The 25217-nt window shown below is 38.4% G+C and carries 19 protein-coding genes and 1 pseudogene; 16 read left to right on the top strand and 4 right to left on the bottom strand.

Features of this window, described 5'->3' with window-relative positions:
* The first annotated feature begins 578 nt into the window (after positions 1 to 578).
* A complete protein-coding gene (purD, locus tag FEU33_RS13340) occupies positions 579 to 1829 on the top strand; it encodes a phosphoribosylamine--glycine ligase (protein ID WP_146549832.1) in 1251 nt (416 codons plus the stop codon).
* 308 nt (positions 1830 to 2137) lie between these two features.
* Here the strand turns inward: purD and FEU33_RS13335 are convergent, their stop codons facing one another.
* Positions 2138 to 2770 carry a YgaP-like transmembrane domain gene (locus FEU33_RS13335; protein ID WP_146549831.1) on the bottom strand — a complete coding sequence of 211 codons (633 nt, stop codon included), beginning with the start codon at positions 2768 to 2770 and terminating at the stop codon, positions 2138 to 2140.
* Positions 2771 to 2939: 169 nt separating this feature from the next.
* Between FEU33_RS13335 and FEU33_RS13330 the strand changes: the two genes are divergently transcribed.
* From FEU33_RS13330 to gatB, 9 genes are all read left to right on the top strand, one after another.
* Positions 2940 to 4670: an adenine deaminase C-terminal domain-containing protein gene (locus tag FEU33_RS13330; protein WP_146549830.1), complete on the top strand. Its 1731-nt coding sequence runs from the start codon at positions 2940 to 2942 to the stop codon at positions 4668 to 4670.
* 196 nt (positions 4671 to 4866) lie between these two features.
* Positions 4867 to 5184 (top strand): YerC/YecD family TrpR-related protein, encoded by a 318-nt coding sequence (locus FEU33_RS13325; RefSeq protein ID WP_146549829.1) that lies wholly within the window; start codon positions 4867 to 4869, stop codon positions 5182 to 5184.
* A 246-nt stretch (positions 5185 to 5430) separates the two neighbouring features.
* The gene (gene pcrB / locus FEU33_RS13320; protein ID WP_146549828.1) at positions 5431 to 6120 is read left to right on the top strand and encodes a heptaprenylglyceryl phosphate synthase; all 690 of its coding nucleotides are present in this window, start codon (positions 5431 to 5433) and stop codon (positions 6118 to 6120) included.
* Positions 6121 to 6164: 44 nt separating this feature from the next.
* Positions 6165 to 8411, top strand: coding sequence for a DNA helicase PcrA (pcrA, locus tag FEU33_RS13315; protein WP_146549827.1), 2247 nt, complete (start codon positions 6165 to 6167; stop codon positions 8409 to 8411).
* Between the two features lie 22 nt (positions 8412 to 8433).
* Positions 8434 to 10440, top strand: coding sequence for an NAD-dependent DNA ligase LigA (gene ligA / locus FEU33_RS13310; protein WP_146549826.1), 2007 nt, complete (start codon positions 8434 to 8436; stop codon positions 10438 to 10440).
* Between the two features lie 16 nt (positions 10441 to 10456).
* On the top strand, positions 10457 to 11602 hold the full coding sequence (locus tag FEU33_RS13305; protein WP_146549825.1) for a CamS family sex pheromone protein: 1146 nt from the start codon (positions 10457 to 10459) through the stop codon (positions 11600 to 11602).
* 463 nt (positions 11603 to 12065) lie between these two features.
* The gene (gene gatC / locus FEU33_RS13300) at positions 12066 to 12359 is read left to right on the top strand and encodes an Asp-tRNA(Asn)/Glu-tRNA(Gln) amidotransferase subunit GatC (RefSeq protein WP_146549824.1); all 294 of its coding nucleotides are present in this window, start codon (positions 12066 to 12068) and stop codon (positions 12357 to 12359) included.
* Positions 12360 to 12382: 23 nt separating this feature from the next.
* Positions 12383 to 13843, top strand: coding sequence for an Asp-tRNA(Asn)/Glu-tRNA(Gln) amidotransferase subunit GatA (gene gatA, locus FEU33_RS13295; RefSeq protein WP_146549823.1), 1461 nt, complete (start codon positions 12383 to 12385; stop codon positions 13841 to 13843).
* 1 nt (position 13844) lies between these two features.
* Complete coding sequence (gene gatB / locus FEU33_RS13290) at positions 13845 to 15272, top strand: Asp-tRNA(Asn)/Glu-tRNA(Gln) amidotransferase subunit GatB (protein ID WP_146549822.1); 1428 nt, start codon at positions 13845 to 13847, stop codon at positions 15270 to 15272.
* Positions 15273 to 15311: 39 nt separating this feature from the next.
* On the opposite strand, the pseudogene FEU33_RS13285 reads toward gatB, so the two are convergent.
* Together FEU33_RS13285 and FEU33_RS13280 are read right to left on the bottom strand one after the other, a co-directional pair.
* Positions 15312 to 15796, bottom strand: a pseudogene (locus FEU33_RS13285) (kinase).
* A 414-nt stretch (positions 15797 to 16210) separates the two neighbouring features.
* Complete coding sequence (locus tag FEU33_RS13280; protein WP_243881295.1) at positions 16211 to 17359, bottom strand: MFS transporter; 1149 nt, start codon at positions 17357 to 17359, stop codon at positions 16211 to 16213.
* A 146-nt stretch (positions 17360 to 17505) separates the two neighbouring features.
* Between FEU33_RS13280 and FEU33_RS13275 the strand changes: the two genes are divergently transcribed.
* The 5 genes from FEU33_RS13275 (at position 17506) to cydS (ending at position 23537) form a co-directional block, all read left to right on the top strand.
* Entirely contained in the window at positions 17506 to 18066 is a 561-nt protein-coding gene (locus tag FEU33_RS13275; RefSeq protein ID WP_146549820.1) for a thioredoxin family protein, read from the top strand.
* Positions 18067 to 19201: 1135 nt separating this feature from the next.
* Positions 19202 to 20113 carry a diacylglycerol kinase gene (locus FEU33_RS13270; protein ID WP_146549819.1) on the top strand — a complete coding sequence of 304 codons (912 nt, stop codon included), beginning with the start codon at positions 19202 to 19204 and terminating at the stop codon, positions 20111 to 20113.
* Between the two features lie 930 nt (positions 20114 to 21043).
* Positions 21044 to 22390 carry a cytochrome ubiquinol oxidase subunit I gene (locus tag FEU33_RS13265; protein ID WP_146549818.1) on the top strand — a complete coding sequence of 449 codons (1347 nt, stop codon included), beginning with the start codon at positions 21044 to 21046 and terminating at the stop codon, positions 22388 to 22390.
* Complete coding sequence (locus FEU33_RS13260) at positions 22387 to 23412, top strand: cytochrome d ubiquinol oxidase subunit II (RefSeq protein WP_146549817.1); 1026 nt, start codon at positions 22387 to 22389, stop codon at positions 23410 to 23412. Before FEU33_RS13265 ends, FEU33_RS13260 begins: the two co-directional genes overlap by 4 nt.
* Before the next feature lie 14 nt (positions 23413 to 23426).
* The gene (gene cydS / locus FEU33_RS19430; RefSeq protein WP_376752449.1) at positions 23427 to 23537 is read left to right on the top strand and encodes a cytochrome bd oxidase small subunit CydS family protein; all 111 of its coding nucleotides are present in this window, start codon (positions 23427 to 23429) and stop codon (positions 23535 to 23537) included.
* A 56-nt stretch (positions 23538 to 23593) separates the two neighbouring features.
* Here the strand turns inward: cydS and FEU33_RS18860 are convergent, their stop codons facing one another.
* Complete coding sequence (locus FEU33_RS18860; RefSeq protein WP_186731405.1) at positions 23594 to 23764, bottom strand: hypothetical protein; 171 nt, start codon at positions 23762 to 23764, stop codon at positions 23594 to 23596.
* Positions 23765 to 23840: 76 nt separating this feature from the next.
* Here FEU33_RS18860 and rlmD point away from each other — a divergent pair, with 76 nt between their 5' ends.
* On the top strand, positions 23841 to 25208 hold the full coding sequence (gene rlmD / locus FEU33_RS13255) for a 23S rRNA (uracil(1939)-C(5))-methyltransferase RlmD (protein WP_146549816.1): 1368 nt from the start codon (positions 23841 to 23843) through the stop codon (positions 25206 to 25208).
* The last annotated feature ends 9 nt before the right edge of the window (positions 25209 to 25217 follow it).

Genomic DNA, 25217 nt, shown 5'->3' with positions numbered 1-25217 from the left:
TTTTGCCACGCTCATAGAAACATCCATCTGTAATCTGTAGCGGAAAAATACAATTTGAGTATAAAAAAATTCATCTTTTAAAAAATATTGATAAAATTGGTTTAAACAAATTAAACGATTTTTAGGCGTGTTGATTAGGAAAAAATTAAGATTTATATTTTCTATAATTTTTCTAAAATATGTATTTTGAGCTCCATTTGCATAGATTGGAGCGGAGGCTTGCTCGACTCCTCGAAAATGCATGCGCATTTCCTTCGTGCGGTGTCGATTCGATGAAGCCAATTCAATGTCCCGCGGGAAAAGCGAATAGATGAGACCCCGCAGCGCAGCGATTAAGGAACGGAGTCTAAGGGCACCACGTCCTGTGGCAACGACTCCGTGACCAACATCCTGTTGTCCCCAGCATTCGCCCGCAGGAAAGCGAGCGAGCCGTAGCGGAAATCAACAATTATCCTATATTTTATGGATTAAATTGGATAATCAAAACGCCTAAACGATTTTATAAGTTTTACAATAGTTCATAAAAAAGAACACGCCCGTATTTTGAGCGTGTTTTCTTAACATAAGGAGGATTATCGTTGAATATTTTAGTCATAGGCAGTGGTGGGCGAGAACATGCCATAGCAAAGCAATTTGCTCAATCTTCATCTGTTCAAAAAGTATTTGTTGCACCAGGAAATGATGGGATCGCACAAGATGCAACCTGTGTTGATATTGCTGCAACAGACTTCGATGCATTGATTGCATTTGCAAAAGAAAATAACATTGATTTAACATTTGTAGGACCTGAACAGCCATTGGCAGAAGGGATCGTTGATGCCTTTAATGCAGAAGGATTGTTGATTTTCGGACCAACTCAAGCGGCTGCGCAAATTGAAGGAAGTAAATCTTTTGCAAAAGAATTAATGCAAAAATATAATATTCCAACTGCAGCGTATGCTACATTCACAGATGCACAAGAAGCGGTTTCATATATTCAAAAAATGGGTGCTCCAATTGTGGTGAAGGCAGATGGGCTTGCCGCTGGTAAAGGTGTTATTGTGGCATCGACAGAACAAGAAGCAATTGAAGCTGTTCGAGATATGATCGGCAATCAACGTTTTGGTGAATCCTCCTCGCGTGTAGTGATTGAAGAATTTTTGGATGGAGAGGAATTCTCTTATATGTCATTTGTCCGTAATGGGCAAATTTATCCGATGGTTATTGCACAAGACCATAAACGTGCCTATGATGGTGATAAAGGTCCGAATACAGGTGGTATGGGTGCCTATTCTCCAGTACCGCAAATTTCCGATGAAGTTATTCAACGTGCATACCATGAGATTGTTGAGCCAACTGTACAAGCAATGATCGCAGAAGGGACACCTTTTACAGGTATTTTATATGCCGGTCTCATCTTGACAAAAGATGGTCCGAAAGTGATTGAGTTCAACGCTCGCTTTGGAGATCCTGAAACGCAAGTAGTTTTACCAAGAATGACTTCTGATTTTGGCGAATTCATGATGGCTTTAATGCATGATCAACCATATGAGCTAACATGGTCAGATGAAGCGATGTTGGGAGTCGTTATTGCTTCTGAAGGTTACCCTGGTCATGTAATAAAAGGGAATCCGTTACCATCTCTAAAAGAAATTTCTCAAGAATTTTCAGTGTTTCATGCAGGAACAAAGTGGGACAATGGCCAATATGTAGGTAATGGTGGTCGAGTTCTATTAGTAGCCGCAAAAGCATCCTCACTAAAAGAAGCACAGGAAAAAGTATATCAGGGATTAGCAAAAGAAGATTGGAAAGGCTTTTTCTATCGTAAAGATATAGGATGGAGAATTTAAAGTGATCCATTCTACGACGAATACTGAAACTCTTTGAATCCAGAAAACTTTTAACAACAAAGTGAAATGGTTCCGATAGTTAGTAAGCTGGCTTACTAACAGTGGGATGCATTATTCAAGAATCTTGTGTTGCCTGTCATCTTCCTATTGTAAAAATTGTAAAGATAAGATGAACTTGTTCAAAAAAGGTGGCCTAGTGATAAAACATCGGCTACAATGACTAGTAGACTTATGACTCTGTAGGCATCTGATTGGAAAGTACGATTCGTAACATAAAAACTGCCCGAATCATTTTCGGGCAGTCCACTTTACGATTGTCCTGTTGAACCCTTTGAGGTGGATTGCTGATTAGAATTGGCTTGTTTTGCTTTACTTTGGGCTGAATTGGACATCTGATTGGGCTTATTTTGTTGACCAAGGTTAGATTGTTGGCCAGAGTTAGAGGCTTGATTGGAATTGGATTGAGTATTAGGATTCGCCTGTTGTTGATTTTGTTGTTGATTAGTTGACGTATTGGGCATGGCTGCACTTGTAATGTCTTTCACTATTTGAGTAACACCAGATAGCGGATTTGACTGAGAAGAAGAAGTTCCTCCCATAACTGCAGAAGCCATCGCACCCAATGTAGATCCTGTTCCAGAATTTGAACCCGATTTTGACGTGGATGCCATTCCAGAGTTTGTTCCTGCAGTAGAGGTTCCAGAATTACCCGTTTGCAATTCGCTTAGGATAGAAGAAAGGGAACTGTTTAACATCGCCTTTGTAGGACAATATTTTGTAACACCTTCTGCCATCTTCATAGCTCCAAATAAAATCATGGCTCTTCCTCTAATACAATCAGGTTTCCGCACAAGCTTACTAATACCAATTGCTGTACAACTGGCACCACAAGCAAAGCGAGCAAATGCATTTTTAATACTTAAGTTTTCTTCTAACGCCATCCATTTGACCTCCAGTTTGTCATGAATTTTAAATCTTACTCGTTTACTTGGCTTTCCTAAAGTGCTATGATACGATATAAATTATAGTTTAAAAATTTTGATAAAATTTTCATCTACAAAATAATCGTGCTAAAAAAGCACACACTTTAAAAGAAAGGAGATGGATGCAATGATTGATCCAGCTTGGAAAATTGGGGAAATTCGTCAGCAAATTGCTGTCATAGATGGTAAGATTGCACCCAGCATTGTTTTAACAAATGCACGTTATCTACATAGCATGTATAAACGATGGGTGCAGGGAAATATTTGGATTTTAGAAGACCGCATCGTTTACGCTGGTCCTAAAATGCCTGTAAATACAAAAGGGACAGAAATCGTAAATGTGAAGGGACAAACAATTGTTCCAGGCTATATTGAACCACATGTACATCCATTTCAACTTTATAATCCCCAAACATTAGCGGATTATTCTGCACAACTAGGAACTACTACATTCATTTCAGACAATATGTCGTTTTTTTTAGAGATCAATAATAAGAAAACGTTTTCAATTTTAGATCAGCTAAAACAATTACCTTTCACATTCTATTGGTGGGTTCGATTTGATTCGCAAACAGAATTACTCCACGAACATGATCTATTTACGACGACAACCATTCATGAATGGATGGAACGTCGGGATGTATTATTAGGAGGCGAGTTAACCGGCTGGCCAAGATTGGTAGCTGGCGATGATCAGATGCTTTACTGGCTGCAAGCGGCAAAAGCATATTGTAAAAAAATTGAAGGACATTTACCGGGAGCCTCTTCTCGTACATTAGCACGCATGAAATTATTTGGTGTAGATGGAGATCATGAGTCAATGACTCTTGAAGAAGTAGAGAACCGAATTCTACACGGTTATTTTGTTACATTAAGACATTCTTCTATTCGTCCAGATTTACCAAATCTACTAAAAGATATTTTAGATAAGGATTTAGATATTTTCGATCATTTAATGATGACAACAGATGGCTCAACACCATCTTTCTATAAGAATGGAATTATGGATCAATGTATTCAAATCGCTCTTGATGCTGGGGTGAACCCGATCGATGCCTATCAAATGGCTTCATACAATGTTGCACGTTACTACAATATGACGGATATTCATGGTTTTATCGCAACGGGTCGTTATGCAACATTGAATATTTTACAAGATGAGTATCATCCTGTTCCCGTCAGCGTTTTATCAAAAGGAATTTGGTTAAAACGAGATGGCGAAAAGGTACAAACATTGAAGGGTGTCGATTTTTCGGCATTAGGCTCTTTAGACTTAGATTTTGATATAACGGAAGAAGATTGTCAATTTTCTATTCCATTCGGCATTGAGATGGTCAATGATGTGATTACAAAACCATATAAAGTATCGATCCATACAAATGAAGGGCATTTAAGCGAAGAACACGATGAATGCTATTTAATACTGATTGATCGTCATGGCAAATGGCGTGTGAATACGTTGATCAAAGGATTTGCAAATCACCTTCAAGGTTTTGCTTCTTCTTATTCTTGTACGGGAGATATTATATTGATAGGCAAAAACGTTCAAGCGATGCTTCAGGCCTTCCGAGTGATGAAGGAAATGAATGGTGGCATAGTGATTGTCGAAAATGGAAAAGTCATAGAAAGTTTACCGTTGCCACTTGGTGGAGGCTTATCGATCGAACCACTAGAACAGCTAATGGAGCAAGAAAAGGCATTAAAAACAGCATTAGCAGAGAGAGGCTATCCATATGGAGATGCGATTTACACTTTGTTATTCTTACAGTCCACTCATTTACCATATATCCGAATTACACAGCGAGGTATTTTTGATGTGATGAAGAAAAAGGTTTTATTTCCATCTGTTATGAGATAGTAATACTTTAAAGCGTTAAATTGAAATCACTGTATACATGATGGTAAAATATAAACGATAATATATCGATGTTATTAGGGAGTGGCGCACTCGTAAGTCTGCTACAAATGTCCATCATGGATCATCTTAAACCTTCCAATCCTGGACGAAAAAGTTGCTAGGTACCTGAACTGATAAGGAAGGAGGCAATATTTTCATGCAAATTGAAAAAATAAAGGGTCATCAAACAGACCAATTATTTAAAGCTGTTTTAAAATTAAATAATCTGGATGAGTGTTATAAATTTTTTGATGATTTATGCACCATCAGTGAGATTCAATCATTAGCACAACGTTTTGAAGTAGCACATTTACTCCGTTTGAAAAAAACATATGAAACGATAAAAAAGGAAACAGGTGCATCTACGGCAACTATTTCTCGTGTACGCAGATGTTTTGATTATGGCAATGACACATATGATGAAATGTTGGGCCGTCTTTATCCAGACGAAAAGCCCTTTCAAGCACCTAAATAAGCTATATTTTCGAATTCATAAAAACGAGGATGAAGGAACTGGACAGATTCTGTTCAGTTTTTTCCTTTTTCAGGCTCTATGCTAAATGTTGAAGTATAGAATTTGACATGTTCATTAGAAAAAATCTTAATATTTTTGCCAAGAATCTTTTTCGTCGGTTTAAAACAAATAGGTTGGTAGAAGCTATAATAGCTATGATTTGTGTATACTATTAAGTGATAGAAATTTAGAATAGGTGGGTAATGGATGGAAATAAAAAACTGGCAGCATGTCTTCAAAGTGGACCCAGCAAAAAATATTTCAGATGAAGCATTAGAAGCATTGTGCGAATCAGGTACGGATGCCATTATTGTCGGCGGAACAGATGATGTAACGCTTGATGGAGTACTAGATTTACTTGCTCGCATTCGTCGTTATACAGTGCCTGTAGCATTAGAAATTTCAAATATAGATTCAGTAACACCGGGCTATGACTATTATTTGATTCCTTCTGTATTAAATAGTACAGATACAACGTGGGTAAAAGATTTACATCATGAGGCGATCAAAGCATATGGTGATGTGATGGTGTGGGACGAGCTGATTGCTGAAGGCTATTGCATCTTGAACAGTGATTGCAAGGCTGCAAAAGTAACCGGCGCAAAAACAGATTTACAAGAGGCAGATGTGATCGCATATGCGAGAATGGCTGAAAATTTCTTTCAATTGCCTGTTTTCTATATGGAATATAGCGGCATATATGGTGATCCGCAATTAGTGAGATCAGTGAGTCAAGAATTACAACAGACACAGCTGGTTTATGGCGGAGGGATCACTTCTGAAGCCAAAGCAGAGGAAATAGCAAAATATGCGGATACAGTAGTTGTTGGAAATATTATTTATGATGATTTAGACACAGCATTAAAAACAGTAAAAGCAGTGAAAGATAAAAAATAATAATGTATAATTAGGAACAAATGTTTGTATAAAGGTGGTGCGTTATGGAACAGCTTACGAAAAATTTATTAAAAGGTATGAACAAAGAACAACAAGAAGCTGTCAAAACGACAGAGGGCCCACTACTTATCATGGCAGGTGCAGGCTCTGGTAAAACACGCGTGCTTACACATCGGATCGCTTATTTAGTTATTGAAAAACAAGTATATCCATCTAAAATTTTAGCGATCACATTTACGAACAAAGCGGCACGTGAAATGAGAGAACGTATCGATGGATTACTTGGCAATGGTACGGGAGAACGTATGTGGGTTTCCACTTTTCACTCTATGTGCGTGCGTATTTTACGCCGAGAAATCGATCGCATTGGTTTTAACAAAAACTTTTCAATATTGGATACATCTGATCAACTAACAGTCATTAAAGGTACATTGAAAGAGCTCAATATTGACCCTAAACGTTATGATCCACGTTCAATGCTCAATGCAATTAGTTCTGCAAAAAATGAATGTGTCGACGTAAAGGACTATCAGGCACAGGTAAATGAATCCAATCCATATGAACGTACGGTAGCACAAGTATATGAAAATTATCAAAAACGTTTACGTAAAAATCAAAGTTTGGACTTTGATGATTTAATCATGGAAACCATTCGGTTATTTGAAGAAGTACCAGATGTTTTAGAATACTATCAAAACCGATTCCAATATATTCATGTCGATGAATATCAAGATACAAACCATTCACAATATCGATTAGTTCAAATGTTAGCCAAGAAGTACAAAAACATATGCGTGGTTGGTGATTCAGATCAATCTATTTATCGTTGGCGTGGAGCGGATATCCAAAATATTTTATCTTTTGAAAGAGACTATCCAAATGCAAAAGTCATCATGCTGGAACAAAATTACCGTTCTTCTTCTCGCATCTTGCAAGCGGCTAACGACGTCATAAAGAATAACACCAGTCGTTATCCAAAAGTGCTTCGTACGGATAACGAGGAAGGTGAAAAAATTTCCGTTTTCCGTTCATATGATGAAAAGCAAGAAGCCCAATACGTTGTGAAAACAATCCAAGAGTTAATGGAAAAAGAAAATCGTCCATTAGATGATTTTGCGATCCTTTATCGTACCAATGCACAGTCGCGTGTAATGGAAGAGATGCTTGTGAAATCAAATATGAATTATACCATTGTCGGTGGAACAAAATTCTATGACCGTAAAGAAATTAAAGATTTACTCGCATATTTACGCTTGATTGCTAATAATGATGATGATCTATCTTTAGCGCGTATTATCAATGAACCAAAGCGCAGTATTGGGGCAACTTCATTTGAACGTATGGCGCAGTTTGCAATTGACCAAGATAGGTCGATTTTCGATGCATTAAAAGAAGTCGATTTTATGGGGTTATCTGCAAGAGCTACAAATGCGGCGATTGCTTTTCGTACAATGATTTCGAATTTCACCCAAATGCAAGAATACTTATCAGTGACAGAATTAGTTGAAGCGGTGCTCGATCAATCAGGCTATCGTGAAATGTTAAAAAATGAAAAAACGATCGAAGCAGAAAGCCGTTTAGAAAATATCGATGAATTTCTAACTGTTACAAAGGCATTCGAAGATCAAAGTGATGATAAATCATTAGTAGCATTTTTAACGGATTTAGCACTAATTGCAGATATTGATTCACTCGATAAAGAAGATGAATCAAAGGGCTCTGTCGTGTTAATGACCATGCACTCTGCAAAGGGTCTGGAATTTCCAGTCGTCTTTATCATTGGTATGGAAGAGAATATCTTCCCACACTCACGATCACTTCAAGATGAAGATGAGATGGAAGAGGAACGCCGCTTATGCTATGTAGGCATAACAAGGGCGGAACAACGATTATATTTAACATGTGCACAATGTCGCACCATTTTTGGACGTAGTAGTTTTAACCGTCCATCGCGATTCTTGCAAGAAATTGGCACCGAAATATTAGAAGAAGTTTCTACGCATCAGCATTCTACAAATGAATATCATGACTATAGTTCATCAAATCGCCGTACATCTGGGTATACTAAGCTACAGACACCTAAAACGATTGTTACGTCAACATACCAACAAACCGGTGGTGACCATATTGATTGGAAGGCTGGAGACAAAGCTTTCCACAAAAAATGGGGAACTGGTACAGTTGTTGCCGTAAGAGGGGAAAGCGAAAATATGGAATTAGATATTGCATTCCCAAGCCCAACTGGTATCAAACGATTATTAGCGAAATTCGCGCCAATCGAAAAAGTCTAAGCAAATATACGGAGGAAAGTAAATGGATAGAGTTCAATTGGAAAAGCGTGTAGAAGAGTTGAACAAGCTTCTTCATGAATATGGGCATGCTTACTATGTATTAGATAATCCGATTGTATCTGATGCAGTATATGATCAACTTTTACATGAACTAATAGCAATAGAAAAGGAAAACCCGGACTTGATTTATCCAGATTCACCTACACAACGAGTGGGTGGCGAAATTTTATCTGGATTTACAAAAGTGACACATCAATATCCAATGTTAAGTTTGGGGAACACATTCAATGAAGGCGATTTAAACGATTTTGATCGCCGTGTTCGATCTGTTATCGGCGATGACTTTTCTTATGTATGTGAGTTAAAAATTGATGGCTTAGCTATATCTTTACGTTATGAAAATGGATTATTTGTTCAAGGATCGACTCGAGGAAATGGCGAAATTGGTGAAGATATCACAGAAAATCTAAAAACCGTACACACAGTACCGCTTCGTTTAAAAGAGCCTGTTACAATCGAAGCGCGTGGAGAGTGTTATATGCCTAAGCGTTCCTTTACGAATTTGAATAAGGCACGTGCAGAGAATGGTGAAGAACTTTTTGCAAATCCAAGAAATGCGGCGGCAGGTTCTTTGCGTCAGCTCGATCCTAAGATTGCAGCAAGTCGTAACTTAGCAACATTTATTTACGGGATCGGTGGTAGTGGTCAGGCTTATGGTTTAACATGCCATAGTGAAGCCCTAGATTATATGGATCACTTAGGTTTTCAAACAAACCATGAACGGCGTAACTGTGCAGATATAAAAGAAGTGATGAGCTATATTGATGAATGGACGGAAAAAAGGCCAACATTGCCATATGAAATTGATGGAATCGTGATTAAAGTCGATAACTATGTACAACAAGCAGAGCTGGGGAACACAGTAAAAGTTCCTCGTTGGTCCATCGCTTATAAATTTCCAGCTGAAGAAGTTGTGACAAAGGTATTAGACATAAGATTAACAGTGGGACGCACAGGTGTTGTAACACCAACAGCTATTTTAGAGCCTGTGCAAATTGCTGGAACTACTGTACAACGTGCGACTCTGCACAATGAGGATATTATTATTGAAAAAGATATTCGTATCGGAGACAAGGTCATTATTCGTAAAGCCGGCGATATTATTCCAGAAGTGGTTTCGGTATTATTCGACCAACGAAGTGAAGATAGCCAACCTTTTATGATGCCGACTCATTGCCCTGTGTGTGATAGTGAGCTTGTTCATATCGAAGGGGAGGTCGCATTACGATGCGTGAATCCACAATGTTTCGCGCAAATTTCAGAAGGAATGGCTCATTTTGTATCCCGTAATGCGATGAATATAGATGGCTGTGGTGAAAAGGTAGTCGAACAATTATTAAAATCACATCTTGTCAAAGATGTTTCAGACCTCTATCATCTAAAGGTAGAAGACCTTATCTCACTTGATCGTATGGGAGAAAAATCTGCGATCAATCTAGTTAATGCAGTTGAGGAATCCAAAAAGAATTCACTTGAGCGATTATTATTTGGATTAGGAATTCGGCATATAGGTGCCAAAACTGCAAAATTGGTAGCTGAAGAGTTTGAAACAATGGATCGATTAATGACCGTAACAGAAGAAGAATTGATCGATGTATTCGATATCGGAGAAAAAATGGCAGATTCTATCGTTTCTTATTTCGATAGTGAAGATGTAAAAGCGCTAATCGCACGTTTGCGAGAATCCGGCGTGAATATGAAATACTTAGGAAAAAAAGTAAATGCAGAAGAAATCGCTAGTGCGTTCTCTGGAAAAACAATTGTACTAACTGGTAAATTAGAACAATTGACACGTCAGGATGCAAAAGAGAAAATAGAAGAGCTAGGTGGAAAGGTGACAGGTAGTGTCAGTAAAAAGACCGACCTAGTCATTGCCGGAGCAGAGGCAGGATCAAAACTCACAAAAGCTGAACAACTTGGCATTGAAGTGTGGAATGAAGACCGCCTTATGGAAGAATTAAATAAGTAAAGGAGTTTTCAAAACAATGAACCGTCGCTTTATACCAGCTATGGTTGTAACAGCTATGCTAGCAGGTTGTAGTTTGCCTTCTTTGACAAAAGATTCAACCGTCGTACAGACAAATCAATCAAAAGATAAAGAAGAAACAACCATCATTCCTAGTATGCAAATCGATGACCAATACTATCGGACACTTTTACCATATAAAGAAAGCGCAAGTAGAGGTTTGATTGTTTCAAATATTAATACAAAATATGATGTCAAAGAGGCTGAAAGCGGGCTATTGCGTTTATCTCAACAAGCTTTTGATCCAGACACATATTATTTTCAAGAAGGACAATACTTAGATAAGGATACGGTTACTTCTTGGTTAGCAAGAAGTAATCAAGATCCCGCTGGACTAAATCCAAAAGCAACCAAAAGTATGACGCCAACAGAACGAGCAAAAAAAGCACCGATTTACTTAGCCCATATTGTAGAACAAAACTATTTACAGAAGACGGGTAAAAATAAAGTAAAATTAGCAGGTGTCTCTATTGGACTGGCTTTAAACTCAATCTATTACTATCAAAAAGAAGATTATGGTGCAACCTATGAAGAACCAATCGATCAAGCTACTTTAGATAAGGAAGGTAAAAAAATCGCTGCACAAGTGGTGAAACGATTGCGCCAAATGGATGGACTAGCAGAAGTTCCTATCATGATAGGACTATTTAAACAACAAAGTCGTTCAGATATTGTTCCGGGAACTTATTTTGCATATACTGATGTAGGTCAAGGTAGCGCCAAAATTACAGAGTGGAAAAAAGTAAATGAAAAATACGTACAATTCCCAACAAGTGATACAAATACTAAATATCGTGATATAAACGAAAACTTTAATAATTTTAAACAAGATATTGATAAATATTTTTCTAATTATACGAATATCATCGGAACAGGATTCTACCAAAATAGCAAGATTCAGAAACTAGATATCCAAATTCCTATTAAATTTTATGGATCTTCCGAAATCATAGGTTTTACTCAATATATGGCTGGCGAAGTCATGGATCAATTCCCAAAAGGTCTTCAAGTGGAAGTAAACGTTACATCTATCAATGGACCAGAGGCATTAGTGGTCAAAGAAGCAAATACGGACGAGCCGTATATCCATATTTATAATGACTAGTGAAAAAGAAGTTGCCCAGACCAATAGGGAATAGGGCGACTTCTTTTTCTATATGGATTCTATATGGATATGAATGTCCACCCTTTAGTCATGTCATTAAAACGCCATATGATAGGGGTTACTTTACACAATAAACGAAGGCTTCCTTCTTGCAAAAGGATAATTCTAGGAAGCAAGATTGATCTTTTTTGCTGCTCAAATCTAGATGAACATAAAGATGAAGAAAAACTCTGTTATGCGAAGTTTCACTTTATGTTGAGAAATTGTATAATTTGTAAAGAGGCAATTTTCTGATTGAATTTTCGATATAATGGAAATTACACAGCCTATTCAATGGTAAAGGAAATCAAACCCTTTGTTTTCTAGTGTTTAGACGCACTTTAGTGAATGGAAGTGTGTTGCACATTTCTTTAGAATAATGATATTATTATCGGTATGGTTATCGATTTCGGAGGTGTGGAAAATGGAGAAACTTTCAAAAGAACAAGTAAAGCACGTAGCGAATCTTGCTAGACTAGCAATTACAGAAGAAGAAGCAGAAAAATTCACTGCTCAACTAGGTGCAATCACTGACTTTGCTGAACAGTTAAATGAACTAGATACAACAAATGTAGAACCTACAACTCACGTATTGCCATTAGTCAATGTATTACGTGAAGACGTGGCAGTTAAAGGTTTAGACCGCGAAGTCATGATGAAAAATGTCAAAGATCAGCAAGATGGCTTAGTCAAAGTACCACCAATCATTACAGAATAAGACTTTAGTAGGGAGGGACAAGCATGTCACTATTTAAAAAATCAGCGGCAGAATTACAAGAGCTATTACATAGCAAAGAGGTCACAATCGCTGACTTAGCACAAGAAGCCTATGACCGCATTGACGCAGTTGATGGCGAAGTAGGTGCATTTTTAGCATTAAATAAAGAAAACGCATTAGCACAAGCAAAAGAAATGGATGAAGTACCATTTGAAAAACGTGGTCCACTTTATGGGCTACCTATCGGGATAAAAGACAATATCGTCACAGAAGGATTAGAAACCACTTGTGCTTCTAAAATCCTAGAAGGTTTCAACCCCATTTACAATGCAACAGTTGTAGAGAAGCTAAAAGAAGCTGGCATGGTCACAATTGGTAAGTTGAACATGGATGAATTTGCAATGGGCTCAGCAACTGAAAACTCTGCAATCAAGCCTGTTCATAACCCTTGGAACTTTGCCCATGTACCTGGTGGCTCTTCAGGTGGTTCAGCTGCAGCAGTAGCAGCAGGAGAAGTACCATTCTCATTAGGTTCCGATACAGGTGGTTCCATCCGCCAACCAGCAGCATACTGTGGCGTCGTAGGGATGAAACCTACATATGGTCGCGTATCTCGTTATGGTTTAGTGGCATTCGCATCTTCATTGGACCAAATTGGACCAATCACTCGTAATGTACGCGACAATGCTTTAATCCTCGAAACAATCGCAGGTGTTGATGAGCATGACTCCACTTCAGCAAATGTAGAAGTACCTCACTATGTGGACCAATTAACTGGTGATATCAGAGGCCTTAAAGTGGCTGTACCAAAAGAATATTTAGCAGAAGGCGTTAGTGATGGTGTACGCAAAGTTGTCCTAGCTGCCATTGATCAATTGAAAGAGCTAGGTGCTACTGTAGATGAAGTATCACTTCCTCACTCTAAATATGCTTTAGCCGCATACTATATCCTATCTTCTTCTGAAGCTTCATCTAACCTATCACGTTTTGATGGTATCCGTTACGGTTATCAAGCAAAAGCATCGAATTTAGATGAACTTTATACGAAAACACGTGCAGAAGGCTTTGGAGATGAGGTAAAACGTCGTATCATGCTCGGTACTTATTCATTATCAGCAGGTACTTATGATGCTTATTATAAAAAAGCGCAACAAGTCCGTACTTTGATCAAACAAGACTTCGATCAAGTATTTGAAAAATATGATGTCATTGTTGGTCCAACAACACCAACTACTGCATTTAAACTTGGTGAGAATATCGATGATCCAATGACTGTTTATGCAAATGACATCTTAACTGTTCCGATCAACCTAGCTGGTGTTCCTGCTATTTCAATTCCATGTGGTTTTGATAATGGTCTTCCAGTGGGTCTACAAATTATTGGTAAATACTTCGAGGAAGGCACAGTTTACCGTGTAGCAGATGTATTTGAACAAGCTACAGACTTCCACGAAAAAACACCTCAAACATGGGAGGTAAAATAATATGAACTACGAAACAGTCATCGGTTTAGAAGTACACGTTGAGTTGAAAACAAAATCTAAAATTTTCTCTCCATCTCCAAACCAATTTGGTTCTGAACCAAATACAAATACTTCCGTCATTGACCTTGGCTACCCAGGTGTACTTCCTGTTGTCAATAAAGAAGTTGTCAATTATGGTATGCGTGCAGCGCTAGCATTGAACATGCATATCAACAAACAGACGAAATTCGACCGTAAAAACTATTTCTACCCTGATAATCCGAAAGCTTATCAAATTTCACAATTCGACAAACCAATTGGTGAGCATGGTTGGATTGAGATCGAAGTTGGCGAAGAAAAGAAACGTATCGGTATTACTCGTATCCACATGGAAGAAGATGCCGGTAAACTATTCCACGGTAAAAATTCTTCTTTAATAGACTTTAACCGTCAAGGTACACCACTTCTTGAAATTGTATCTGAACCAGATATGCGCACGCCAGAAGAAGCTTATGCTTACCTTGAAAAACTAAAAGCAATCATCCAATATACAGGTGTTTCAGATGTACGTATGGAAGAAGGGTCATTACGTTGTGATGCCAACATTTCTATTCGTCCTTATGGTCAAAAAGAATTTGGTGTTAAAACAGAGCTTAAAAACTTAAACTCATTCAGTTTCGTACGTAAAGGTCTTGAATACGAAGAACAACGTCAAGCGGCTGTATTAAATGCTGGGGGCGAAATCAAACAAGAAACACGTCGTTTCGATGAAAAGACGGGTAAAACGATTCTTATGCGTGTCAAAGAAGGAACAGATGATTATCGCTACTTCCCAGAACCAGACTTAGTGGATATCGTGATTGATGATGAATGGTTAGAACGCGAAAAAGCATTGATTCCAGAACTTCCTGATGCTCGTAAAGAAAGATATGTTTCTGAATTCGGTCTACCAGCATATGATGCGCATGTATTAACACTTTCTAAAGAAACAGCTGACTTTTTTGAAGCAACTGTAGCGACAGGAGCAGATGCGAAATTATCATCTAACTGGTTAATGGGTGAAGTTTCAGCTTACTTAAATGCTGAACAAAAAGAGCTTTCAGAAACAGCCCTTACACCAGAAGGTCTTGGCGGTATGATTAAATTAATCAGTGCCGGTACGATTTCTTCTAAAATTGCGAAAAAAGTATTCAAAGAGCTTGTAACAAACGGTGGCAATGCAGAAAAGATTGTTAAAGAAAAAGGCCTTGTTCAAATTTCAGATGAAGGTGCTCTTCTTAAAATGGTTACAGAAGTTTTGGATAACAATGCACAATCTATCGAAGACTTCAAAAACGGTAAAGACCGTGCAATTGGCTACCTAGTGGGACAAATTATGAAAGCTTCTCGTGGACAAGCAAACCCACAATTAGTCAACAAACTTCTTTTACAAGAAATCCAAAAACGTTAATCAACATCACTTAGAAATAGAGTCAACCTTTTGTTGGCTCTATTTTTTATGGCTTAATTGACGATAAATGATGGCAAGGATCTCTTCTTTCGACATTTCATTTGTAAAAGAAGTTTCACCTTTGGTACCTAAACAATCATTAGGATTCCACCAACTGCGCAATTTTTCGTAACCGAATTCCTCTGCCTTTTCACGGTTTCTTCGAAAGACAAATTGAAATAATAGATAAACGCTTTATGATCAAAATATTCAATGAGTGAACGCAGCATTTCTCCATATATATTTTGGGCTAATATTCCTTCAACAATAACGTATGCACAATTTCCTTTACCATATTTAGCAATCGTACTAATTAAATCAATAGATAGATTCCCATCTCTATCATGGACTTTCAACATATCACGCCGGATAACATCCTGTGAAACAAGTAGATTTCCTCGTCCAAATTCTTTTTGTAGAGCCTTTGCGATTGTTGTTTTGCCACTTCCTGAATTTCCTCTTAAAATAATCAATTTTGAATCCATAGTAACCTCCTTTCATGAGGCAAATGAAGATTCAATCTAGCTAATTTCTATAATAAGGGATGAAGCGCTGCTGTGTGGAGTTTTGCTTAAAAATAGATAGTTTTTCAGGTGTATTGCTTAAATAAGGATTAGATATAATCATACAGGCGTGTTGATTATCCAATTTAATCCATGAAAATAGGGGGATTCGTTGATTACAGCGAAGGCTTGCTCGCTTTTCTGCGGGCGAATGCTGGGGGCAACATCGTGTTGACCCGAGGCGATTGAAGCCAAGCCCGTGGAAAGCGCCGTCTGTAGCGAAACAAAAATTTCTGAATATTAATTTTCATGTTGATTTGAAATTTCGTGTTTTTTATCTGAATTTTGCATTATGAAATTGATTCATTTAATAATTTTTAAATTTAATATCAGTTATTATACAGAATTTCTTTTCTTTTGTTGAAGTAATAAACTGATGCCGAATACCCCTGCGGTAAAGGAAATAGCCGCGATGGTGTAATAGAATATATGACCACCAAATACATGATAAAGAAATCCGCCGAGTGAGGAAGAAATAATTCCAGAAATTCCAAAGAACAATAATGCTAAAACTGTTTGACCAGTTGCTCTCCATTCTCGAGGAACGATCTGATATAAATATTGAATGGCAGCTGTGTAATAGATAGGAAAAGTGAACATTTGCAGAATTTGAATAATTGCTAGTAAAACGGGATCTTCTACTAAACCCGATAAGAAAAAGCGAAGTGCATAAAAGAAGATCGCAATCGTTATAATCAGTAATTCTTTTCCTTGACGCAGCCATAGGTAACTTAAAGCAAATACGATGATTTCACTAGCGGCTGAGATAAAAAATGCCATCCCAACTAATGAAGTATCTCCACCCAAGTTATTGATATGGATACCTAAAAACGTATCATTCATACGCGCTGGTATGGAGCTAGCGAAAATTAAAAGCAAGAATAAAATCATTTGCTTATTGGTTAAAACTTTTTTCAGACCATCTATCGTTACCGGTCTAGAAGAAGTAGGAGCATCAGGCAATTTCCACATGATGATGAAACAAACAATACCAAGAAACACAAAAAGAATGGAAACACTATTCATCCCAAACCATTTCATCACATAACCAACGATTAATGATAAGACCGCATACCCTAGTGCACCATATGTACGAACAGAACCATAACTTGTTCCTGACGCTTCAGTCATTGTATAGTTTAAGCTTTCCGTTAAAGGATCAAGAGGCATTAGGAAAAAGTAAACAAGCATAGCTGTAAAAACCAATAACCAAAAGCTCTCCATATTAAATAAAATAAAACCACAGACAGCAGCTAGAAGGATTAATAAAAGCATGACTTTTCGCAACGTTTTTGTCTTATCGCTAATCATTCCCCATAAAGGTTGTGCAATGATCGTTATAAACCCACCTGCTCCAATAACAAGACCAACTTCACTCGTGGTTAAGTCCTGTTCCTTCAAGAATACAGGCAAGAATGGAATGAAAAGAGCCAGTAAACCAAAGAACAAAAAGTTGTGTGCTTTTAATAGAATTTGAACTTTCAACAGATTTCATCCCTTCCTTAATTTCATTGAATAATATTACAGAATTATAGAGGAACAAACAAATGACTGAATTTTTCCTCATTTCATATCCCATTTTTGCGAAAAAAAATGAAACCCTTTACACTGATGAAAGGAGGGATTTGAATATGAAGACGGAGCAACAATATTTTCATGAAGGCTTACCAATCAAAAGCTATATGGACCAAATGAAAGTGCATAAGGATGAAAGTTTTAACGTTTATCAGAATTTCAAGCTACCATATGATGAAAATTTTATCTCTCTATTGAGTGAAAGAAGACCACATATTTTAGTCATTACAGAAGACTGGTGTGGAGATGCAATGATGAATAATGCAGTTCTGCGCCAGATTGCAGAAAGAGCGAATATAGAAGTAAGAGCCGTATTGCGCGATCAAAATATAGAATTGATCGACCGATATTTAACAAATGGAGGACGTTCCATTCCAATCTACATTTTACTGGATCATCAAGGAAACGTTATCGGTAAATGGGGACCGCGTGCACCACGGCTTCAAGAATATGTGGTGAAAAGAATGAGTGAATTACCAAACAAGGATGATCCTGCATTTGCAGAGAAACAACAAGCACTATTTTCGAGTATTACAAGGGAAAACGCAACGAATGAACAGTTCTGGGGTTGGGTTTATGAAGACATTAGCAGAGCCCTCATTTTAGCCCTTTCATAATAAGGAGATTTGCAGAACGTAGCTATTTCGGTATAAAATAGATGAAGATGAAGCCTTAGGCGGATGTCACGGATTTGAAAAAAGCTTAATTTAGGCTGTTGACCATTTATGAATCATTTATTTGAGGTGATAGCAGCACGTGTTTTATGTTGCGAAAGCAGAGCGGCAGCCGCAGATGTTTCAGGCACGAAAACGAAGTGACAGTAGCACATGTTTTATGCATGAAAGCGGAGCTCAGTTGCAGATGTTTTAATGAGCGAAAGCGAAGCGACAGTCGCAGATGTTTTTGATGACGAGAACGAAGTGGCAGTCACAGATATTTTTACGTGAAAGCGAAGCAACAATCGCAAATGCTTTTGAAAACGAAAGCGAAGCGCTAAACACTAACCACAGTGATTAACAGACTTACTTTTAAGTATGATTTAAAATCCTGACACAATTACACTGGGGTGTAATTGATAAATCGAACGAATTCTATATATGGCTGCCTCTATGTATGTAAAATGAGACAGCTTGTTTTCTGCTTTTATCCCGCGTTAACGGGCAGTAAGACCCCCACCTCAAGGTTTAGAGAGAAACGAGAAAGATAGGTGGGGGGATCAACTGCCCGTAAAAGCCCGATTGGTTTAGCTAACCATCAGTGGGGGATGAAGAAAACCCCCACTGATGGAAGCTTCACTTTATAAAAGTACTATTCAATTTAATGATCAATAAAAAGTAATAGCGTCATCAAACGTGTTGATTAGGGGGAAAATAGGATCTATATTTGCTATAGTTTTCCAAGAATCATGTATTTTTAGCTCCATTTGCATAGATTGTCGGAGGCTTACTCGAGTCCTCGGAAATACCTGCGCATTTCCTTCGTGCGGTGTGGATTCAGGAAGCAAATTCAATGTCCCGCGGGATAGCGAGCAAGTCGGAGCGAAAATCAACAATTACCCTACCATTTATAGATTGAATTGGATAATCAAAACATCGGGGCAGTATCCTTTAGCATAGATAAGCTTTATTTCATAGTGACTGTGGGACAATGAAAGCCCTTTATTTTGATTCACTTTATCAAAAAAAGCAGGAACTATTTCCTAAAGAATTCGTTATTATATAGTTAGAATAACTAGAGTAGGAAGGTAAAACAATGAAGCGAGCACGTATCATTTATAATCCTACTTCAGGTCGTGAGATTTTCAAAAAACATTTACCTGAAGTATTAGCAAAGCTAGAAGTTGCAGGGTATGAAACATCTTGTCATGCGACAACATGTGCCGGAGATGCAACTACTGCTGCCAAAGATGCAGTAAAAAGAGAATTTGATATTATCATCGCTGTGGGTGGTGATGGCACTCTAAATGAAGTCGTTTCAGGGGTAAGTGAATTTGAAAAAAGGCCTAAAATTGGATTAATCCCAATGGGAACTACAAATGATTTTGCCCGTGCAGTCCATATTCCACGTGATATCGAAAAAGCAGTTGATATTATTATTGCAGGGAATAGCATCCCTGTAGATGTTGGTCGTGTAAACAATGATCGCTATTTTATCAATATAGCTGGCGGCGGTAGAATTACAGAACTAACATACGAAGTCCCAAGTAGATTAAAAACAGTACTAGGGCAACTTGCTTACTATTTAAAGGGAATTGAAATGCTGCCATCTATTAAAGCCACGAAAATGCGTATTGAATTTGACGATCAAGTATTTGATGATGAAGCGATGATGGTATTAATTGCTTTAACAAATTCAGTGGGTGGATTTGAAAAACTTGCGCCAGATGCAAGCTTAAACGATGGACTATTTTCAGTCTTTATCCTAAAAAAATGTAATGTAGCGGATTTCGTCAAAATCGTAACTTTAGCGAGCCGTGGAGAACATATGAAAGACCCTCATATTATTTATACAAAAGCGAGTAAGCTAAAGATTACATCAGATGAAAAGGTACAATTGAATTTAGACGGCGAATATGGCGGAGATGCACCAGCCGAATTTGAAAATCTAAAATGTCATATTGAATTGTTCGCACCTATTGATGAAATAAGAGGAATCGATCAATAATAAATCTAATATCTTGCTTAAAAAGCTAGAAAGTGTAAACACACACTCTCTAGCTTTTTTTAATTTTTAGGCGCTCTTCAACGTTACTGTAGGCAACTGAAAAACTATAGTATCACTTTTTTACAGGCGTGTTGATTATCCAATTTAATCCATGAAAATAGGGGGATTTGTTGATTACAGCGAAGGCTTGCTCGCTTTCCTGCGGGCGAACGCTGGGGGCAACAGGATGTTGGTCACGGAGGAGTCGTTGCCACAGGACGTGGCGCCCTTAGACTCCGTTCCTTAATCGCTTCGCTGCGGGGTCTCATCTATTCGCTTTTCCTGCGGTGAATTGACTTCCTGAATTCACACCGCACGAAGGAAATGCGTATGCATTTTCGAGGAGTCGAGCAAGCCTCCGCTCCAATCTATATAAATGGTCTTAAAAAATGCAGAGTTCTTCAAAAACTATGCCAAACAGACATCTCCAATTTTTATCAAATTAACACGCGTGTAAAAGTCCATCTTTTCTTTCATTTGGATGAAGAAGGTTCATTTTTAGAGTTGAATGGACTTTTTTAATAATCCAATTGCGGTTAGTTTTCGCTACAAGAAAACATGGAGAGAGTATTTAATCTTATCATTTAGAAACAACAAGGCACATGATGAATCCTATTTTTAGAAAAAAGTCGAAATTATTCTACATTATCACGGTAAAAACTGAGCATACTAAGCTTATATGATTGAATGTTTAGTTTTTATTAAAAAAGCAATCGTCATCTCATGTATTCATAAATCATTTCATATAACAAGAAGGACATGGCTGTTAAAGGAGAAACCATATTGTACAAAAAACAAGAAAAAATGCTGATATGGATTAGCTTTATCGTCGCGGGCATTATGCTGCTATCAATACTAGGAAAAATGATTGGACACTAAGGAGGTTTAACAATGGTTAATGAGCATGCGGTTTTTTTTAGCCGCCTTTTGACAGAGCTTACTTTAACATTTCACATTATTTACGCCACAATTGGTGTCGGTGTTCCACTGATGATCATGATCGCTCAGTGGATAGGGATCAAAAAGAATGATGAGCATTACATTCTATTGGCTAGAAGAATGACAAGAGGATTTGTGATTACGGTAGCCGTCGGAGTTGTCACCGGGACAGCAATCGGCTTGCAGCTGTCACTATTATGGCCTAATTTTATGCAGCTAGCCGGTAATATTATTGCGTTGCCTCTTTTTATGGAAACATTCGCTTTCTTTTTTGAAGCCATTTTTCTAGGAATTTATTTATATACGTGGGACCGTTTTAAAGACCAAAAGAAACATTTCTTACTTTTAATACCTGTTGCTATTGGCGCATCGGTATCCGCTATTTTCATCACTATTGTGAATGCTTTTATGAATGCTCCTCGAGGATTTGATGTCGTTGATGGTCAAATCGTCAATATCCAACCGATCATTGCTATGTTCAACCCAGCTATGCCGACAAAGGTCGGACATGTGCTATTAACAGCCTATATGACATCAGCATTTGTGCTAGCTTCAATCGCTGCTTTCCGGATGTTGAAGGGCTCTAAACATATCTATTATAAAAAGTCCTTGTATTTATTTATGAAACTAGGATTGGTCTTTTCGATCGGCACTGCCATCGTTGGGGATTTTTCTGCCAAATATCTGGTCGAATATCAACCGGAAAAACTAGCCGCTGCAGAGTGGCACTTTGAAACTGAAAAAGGTGCGTCATTATTAGTATTTGGTCTAAGGGATGGGGAAGATGTAAAATATGCCATTCGAATACCATACGCTTTAAGTTTATTGGCGCATAACGATCCCTTTGCCGAAGTAACAGGTTTAAATGAGTTTCCAGAGGATGAAACGCCACCGCTCTATATTCACTTCTTATTCGATTTGATGGTGATGATTGGTTTCTTCATGGTAGGTGTATCTGCCATTTATGTGATTGGAAAGTTAAGAAGATGGCGCTTTATCCATTCCAGATGGTTTAGATGGGTGGTCGTAGCTGGTGGACCACTATCGATGATTGCTATTGAAGCTGGTTGGTGGCTTGCAGAAGTTGGTCGTCAACCATGGATCTTAGTACATTATATGAAGGTAGCGGAAGCAGCTACTTCGAGTGATCATGTAGATTTAATGTTATTGATATTCTGTGTCGTTTATCTCATCTTAGGAATCGGAAGTGTCGTTGTGCTTCGCCGCATGTTTAAAAGAAATCCTATCGAAAAAGAAATTGCAGATCGTCATGCTGAAAAGGGTGGTGGTATCTCATGAGTTTGGAAGTGCTAGGCATCTCCGTATTATGGCTATTCTTATTCGGCTATGTCATCATCGGTTCAATCGATTTTGGCGCAGGTTTTTTCAATGCATACAGTCTGATCACTGGAAGAAATCACATTTTAACCAATATCATTCAACGTTATTTATCACCCGTATGGGAAATCACGAATGTCTTTTTAGTATTTTTCTTCGTAGGAATTGTCGGTTTCTTCCCCAAAACCGCTTTCTTTTATGGCACCACTTTACTCGTACCTGCTAGTATTGCATTGGTGTTACTCGCCATTCGGGGGAGCTATTATGCATTTGAGTCATATGGTTCGAGGGGGCATAAAGGGTATTCGTTCATGTATGGCGTATCAGGACTATTAATCCCCGCGGCATTATCGGTTGTATTGACAATCTCTGAAGGAGGGTTTGTCACCGTTATTGATGATCAACCTATATTGGATTATGGTGCGCTGTTTACGAGCTCACTTACGTGGAGTATCGTTGTGCTAGCACTAGCGGCTGTTCTTTATATTTCCGCCACATTTCTTACTTGGTATGCCAATAAAGCGGGCGATTCGGCGGCCACCAGTTTATTGCGAAAATATGCATTGATTTGGGCATTCCCTTTAGTCATCGCAGTGATCGGGATTATGGTGGAGCTAAGAAAGCACAATATTGAGCATTATAATAGAATGATTGACTTTTGGTATTTATTTGCTATTTCCGCAGTGATGTTTGTAGTAACAGTTTGGTGTATCGCTATGAAACGACATTATGGAGTGGCCTTGTGGCTATTGATCGGTCAATTTGCATTTGCTTTCTTTGGCTATGGCATTTCGCATTATCCATACTTAATGTACCCATTTCTCACATTATACGATTCGTTCACAAATCAGGCGATGGCCATTGCCTTAGTCGTCGCTTTTGTTCTGGGGTTGTTATTACTCATTCCATCTTTGTATTTAGTGCTGAAATTATTCCTATTTAACAAAGATTATGTAAGAGGGAAAAAAGATCATCACGCGTAAGGAGGAAAAGCCAAATGGAAAGATTTCTGATTTTCTATGCACCGTTTATCGTAGTAATTGTCGCCATTGTCATTGGCTTTTATGTCGCTTCTAGAGATAGCGCTGTTACAAGGAATGAAAAATAAATAAAGTGAAGCTTCCATCAGTGGGGTTTTCTTCTTCCCCACTGAAATAGAGGAACTCAGGTTAAAGCGCCACGTCCTGTGGAAACACCTGAGTGACCAACAGCCTGCCCGCCCGAACCAATCGGATTTATACGGGCAGATCCCCCATCTATCTTCTCGTTTTTCTCTAAATCTTGAGGTGGGGGTCTTACTGTCCGTTCAAGCGGGATAAATAAAATGAAATCCAAGGGCAATAGGGGCTCTTGGATTTTTTCTTTGCTTGCGTCATGATACAATAGAAGGACTGAAACGGAGGATGCACGAATGACAGCACCAGTAAAGAAAAATGACCAATTGTCGGTTGATATAGAAGATTTAACACATGATGGCGCAGGTGTCGCCAAAGTAGATGGTTATCCACTTTTTATCCAAGGTGGACTGCCTGATGAAAAAGCAAAAGTCCATGTCTTAAAAACATTAAAAAACTATGGCTTTGCCAAAATTGTGGAAATTGAAGTGGCTTCACCAGATCGAGTAGATGCCCCATGTCCCGTATTTTCTCAGTGTGGTGGTTGCCAGCTGCAACATCTTTCTTATAAGGCACAGCTAAAATGGAAGGAAAAAATGGTTCGCGATGTCATGAAGCGCATCGGCAAAATAGATGCACCTGTTCATCCGGTAAAAGGAATGGACAACCCTTGGCACTATCGAAACAAAGCACAAATCCCATTCGGTTTGAACGGGGATGCACCTATTGCAGGTTTTTATAAAACAAAATCCCATGCCATCGTCGATACAGACCGCTGTCTTATCCAAACACCAGAGGCAGATGCCATTTTAGCAGGTTTAAAACCACGTCTTTGGAAATTAGGCATCAAACCATACAACGAGCAAACGAAACAAGGGATGCTACGCCATGTAGTTGTAAGAAAAGCTCGAGCAACTGGTGAAGTGATGGTCGTTTTAGTCACAAAAAAACGTAAATTCCCACAAGCAGAGGAAGCGATAGCCCTTATTCGTAAGCTTGTCCCAAATGTAACATCAATCATGCAAAATATTAATCCTGAAACCACAAATGTTATTTTTGGCAATGAAACCATCCATCTGTGGGGACAAGACACGATCGAAGACCATATCGGCGGTGTTCGCTTTGAAATTTCAGCCCGATCCTTCTATCAAGTCAACCCCATTCAAACAGAGGTCTTGTACAAACAAGCCCTTGACTATGCGCAACTAACAGGCAAAGAAACCGTGATTGATGCCTACTGTGGAATCGGCACCATCTCACTCTTCATGGCGAAAAAAGCAAAATACGTCATGGGCGTCGAAATCGTCCCACAAGCCATCGAAGACGCCAAACGCAACGCCAAACTAAACGGATTAGACAATACTTATTTTGAAGCAGGTCCAGCCGAAGAAGTCATCCCGCGCTGGTACAAAGAAGGCAAAAACGCAGACGTCTTGATGGTCGACCCACCAAGAAAAGGCTGCGACGAATCCCTATTGAAGACCATTTTAGAACAGCGCCCAAAGCGCATTGTTTACGTCTCCTGCAACCCAGCAACACTAGCAAGAGACTTGCGGATTTTAGAAGACGGTGGTTATCAGACACAGGAGGTGCAGCCAGTGGATATGTTTCCGCATACCGGGCATGTGGAGTGTGTTGTCTTGATGTCAAGAGTGGAGAAATAAGCTGAGTTA

The sequence above is a fragment of the Rummeliibacillus suwonensis genome, from assembly GCF_007896435.1.
Lineage (GTDB): Bacteria > Bacillota > Bacilli > Bacillales_A > Planococcaceae > Rummeliibacillus > Rummeliibacillus suwonensis.
This window is presented reverse-complemented; position numbering and strand designations above follow the sequence as displayed.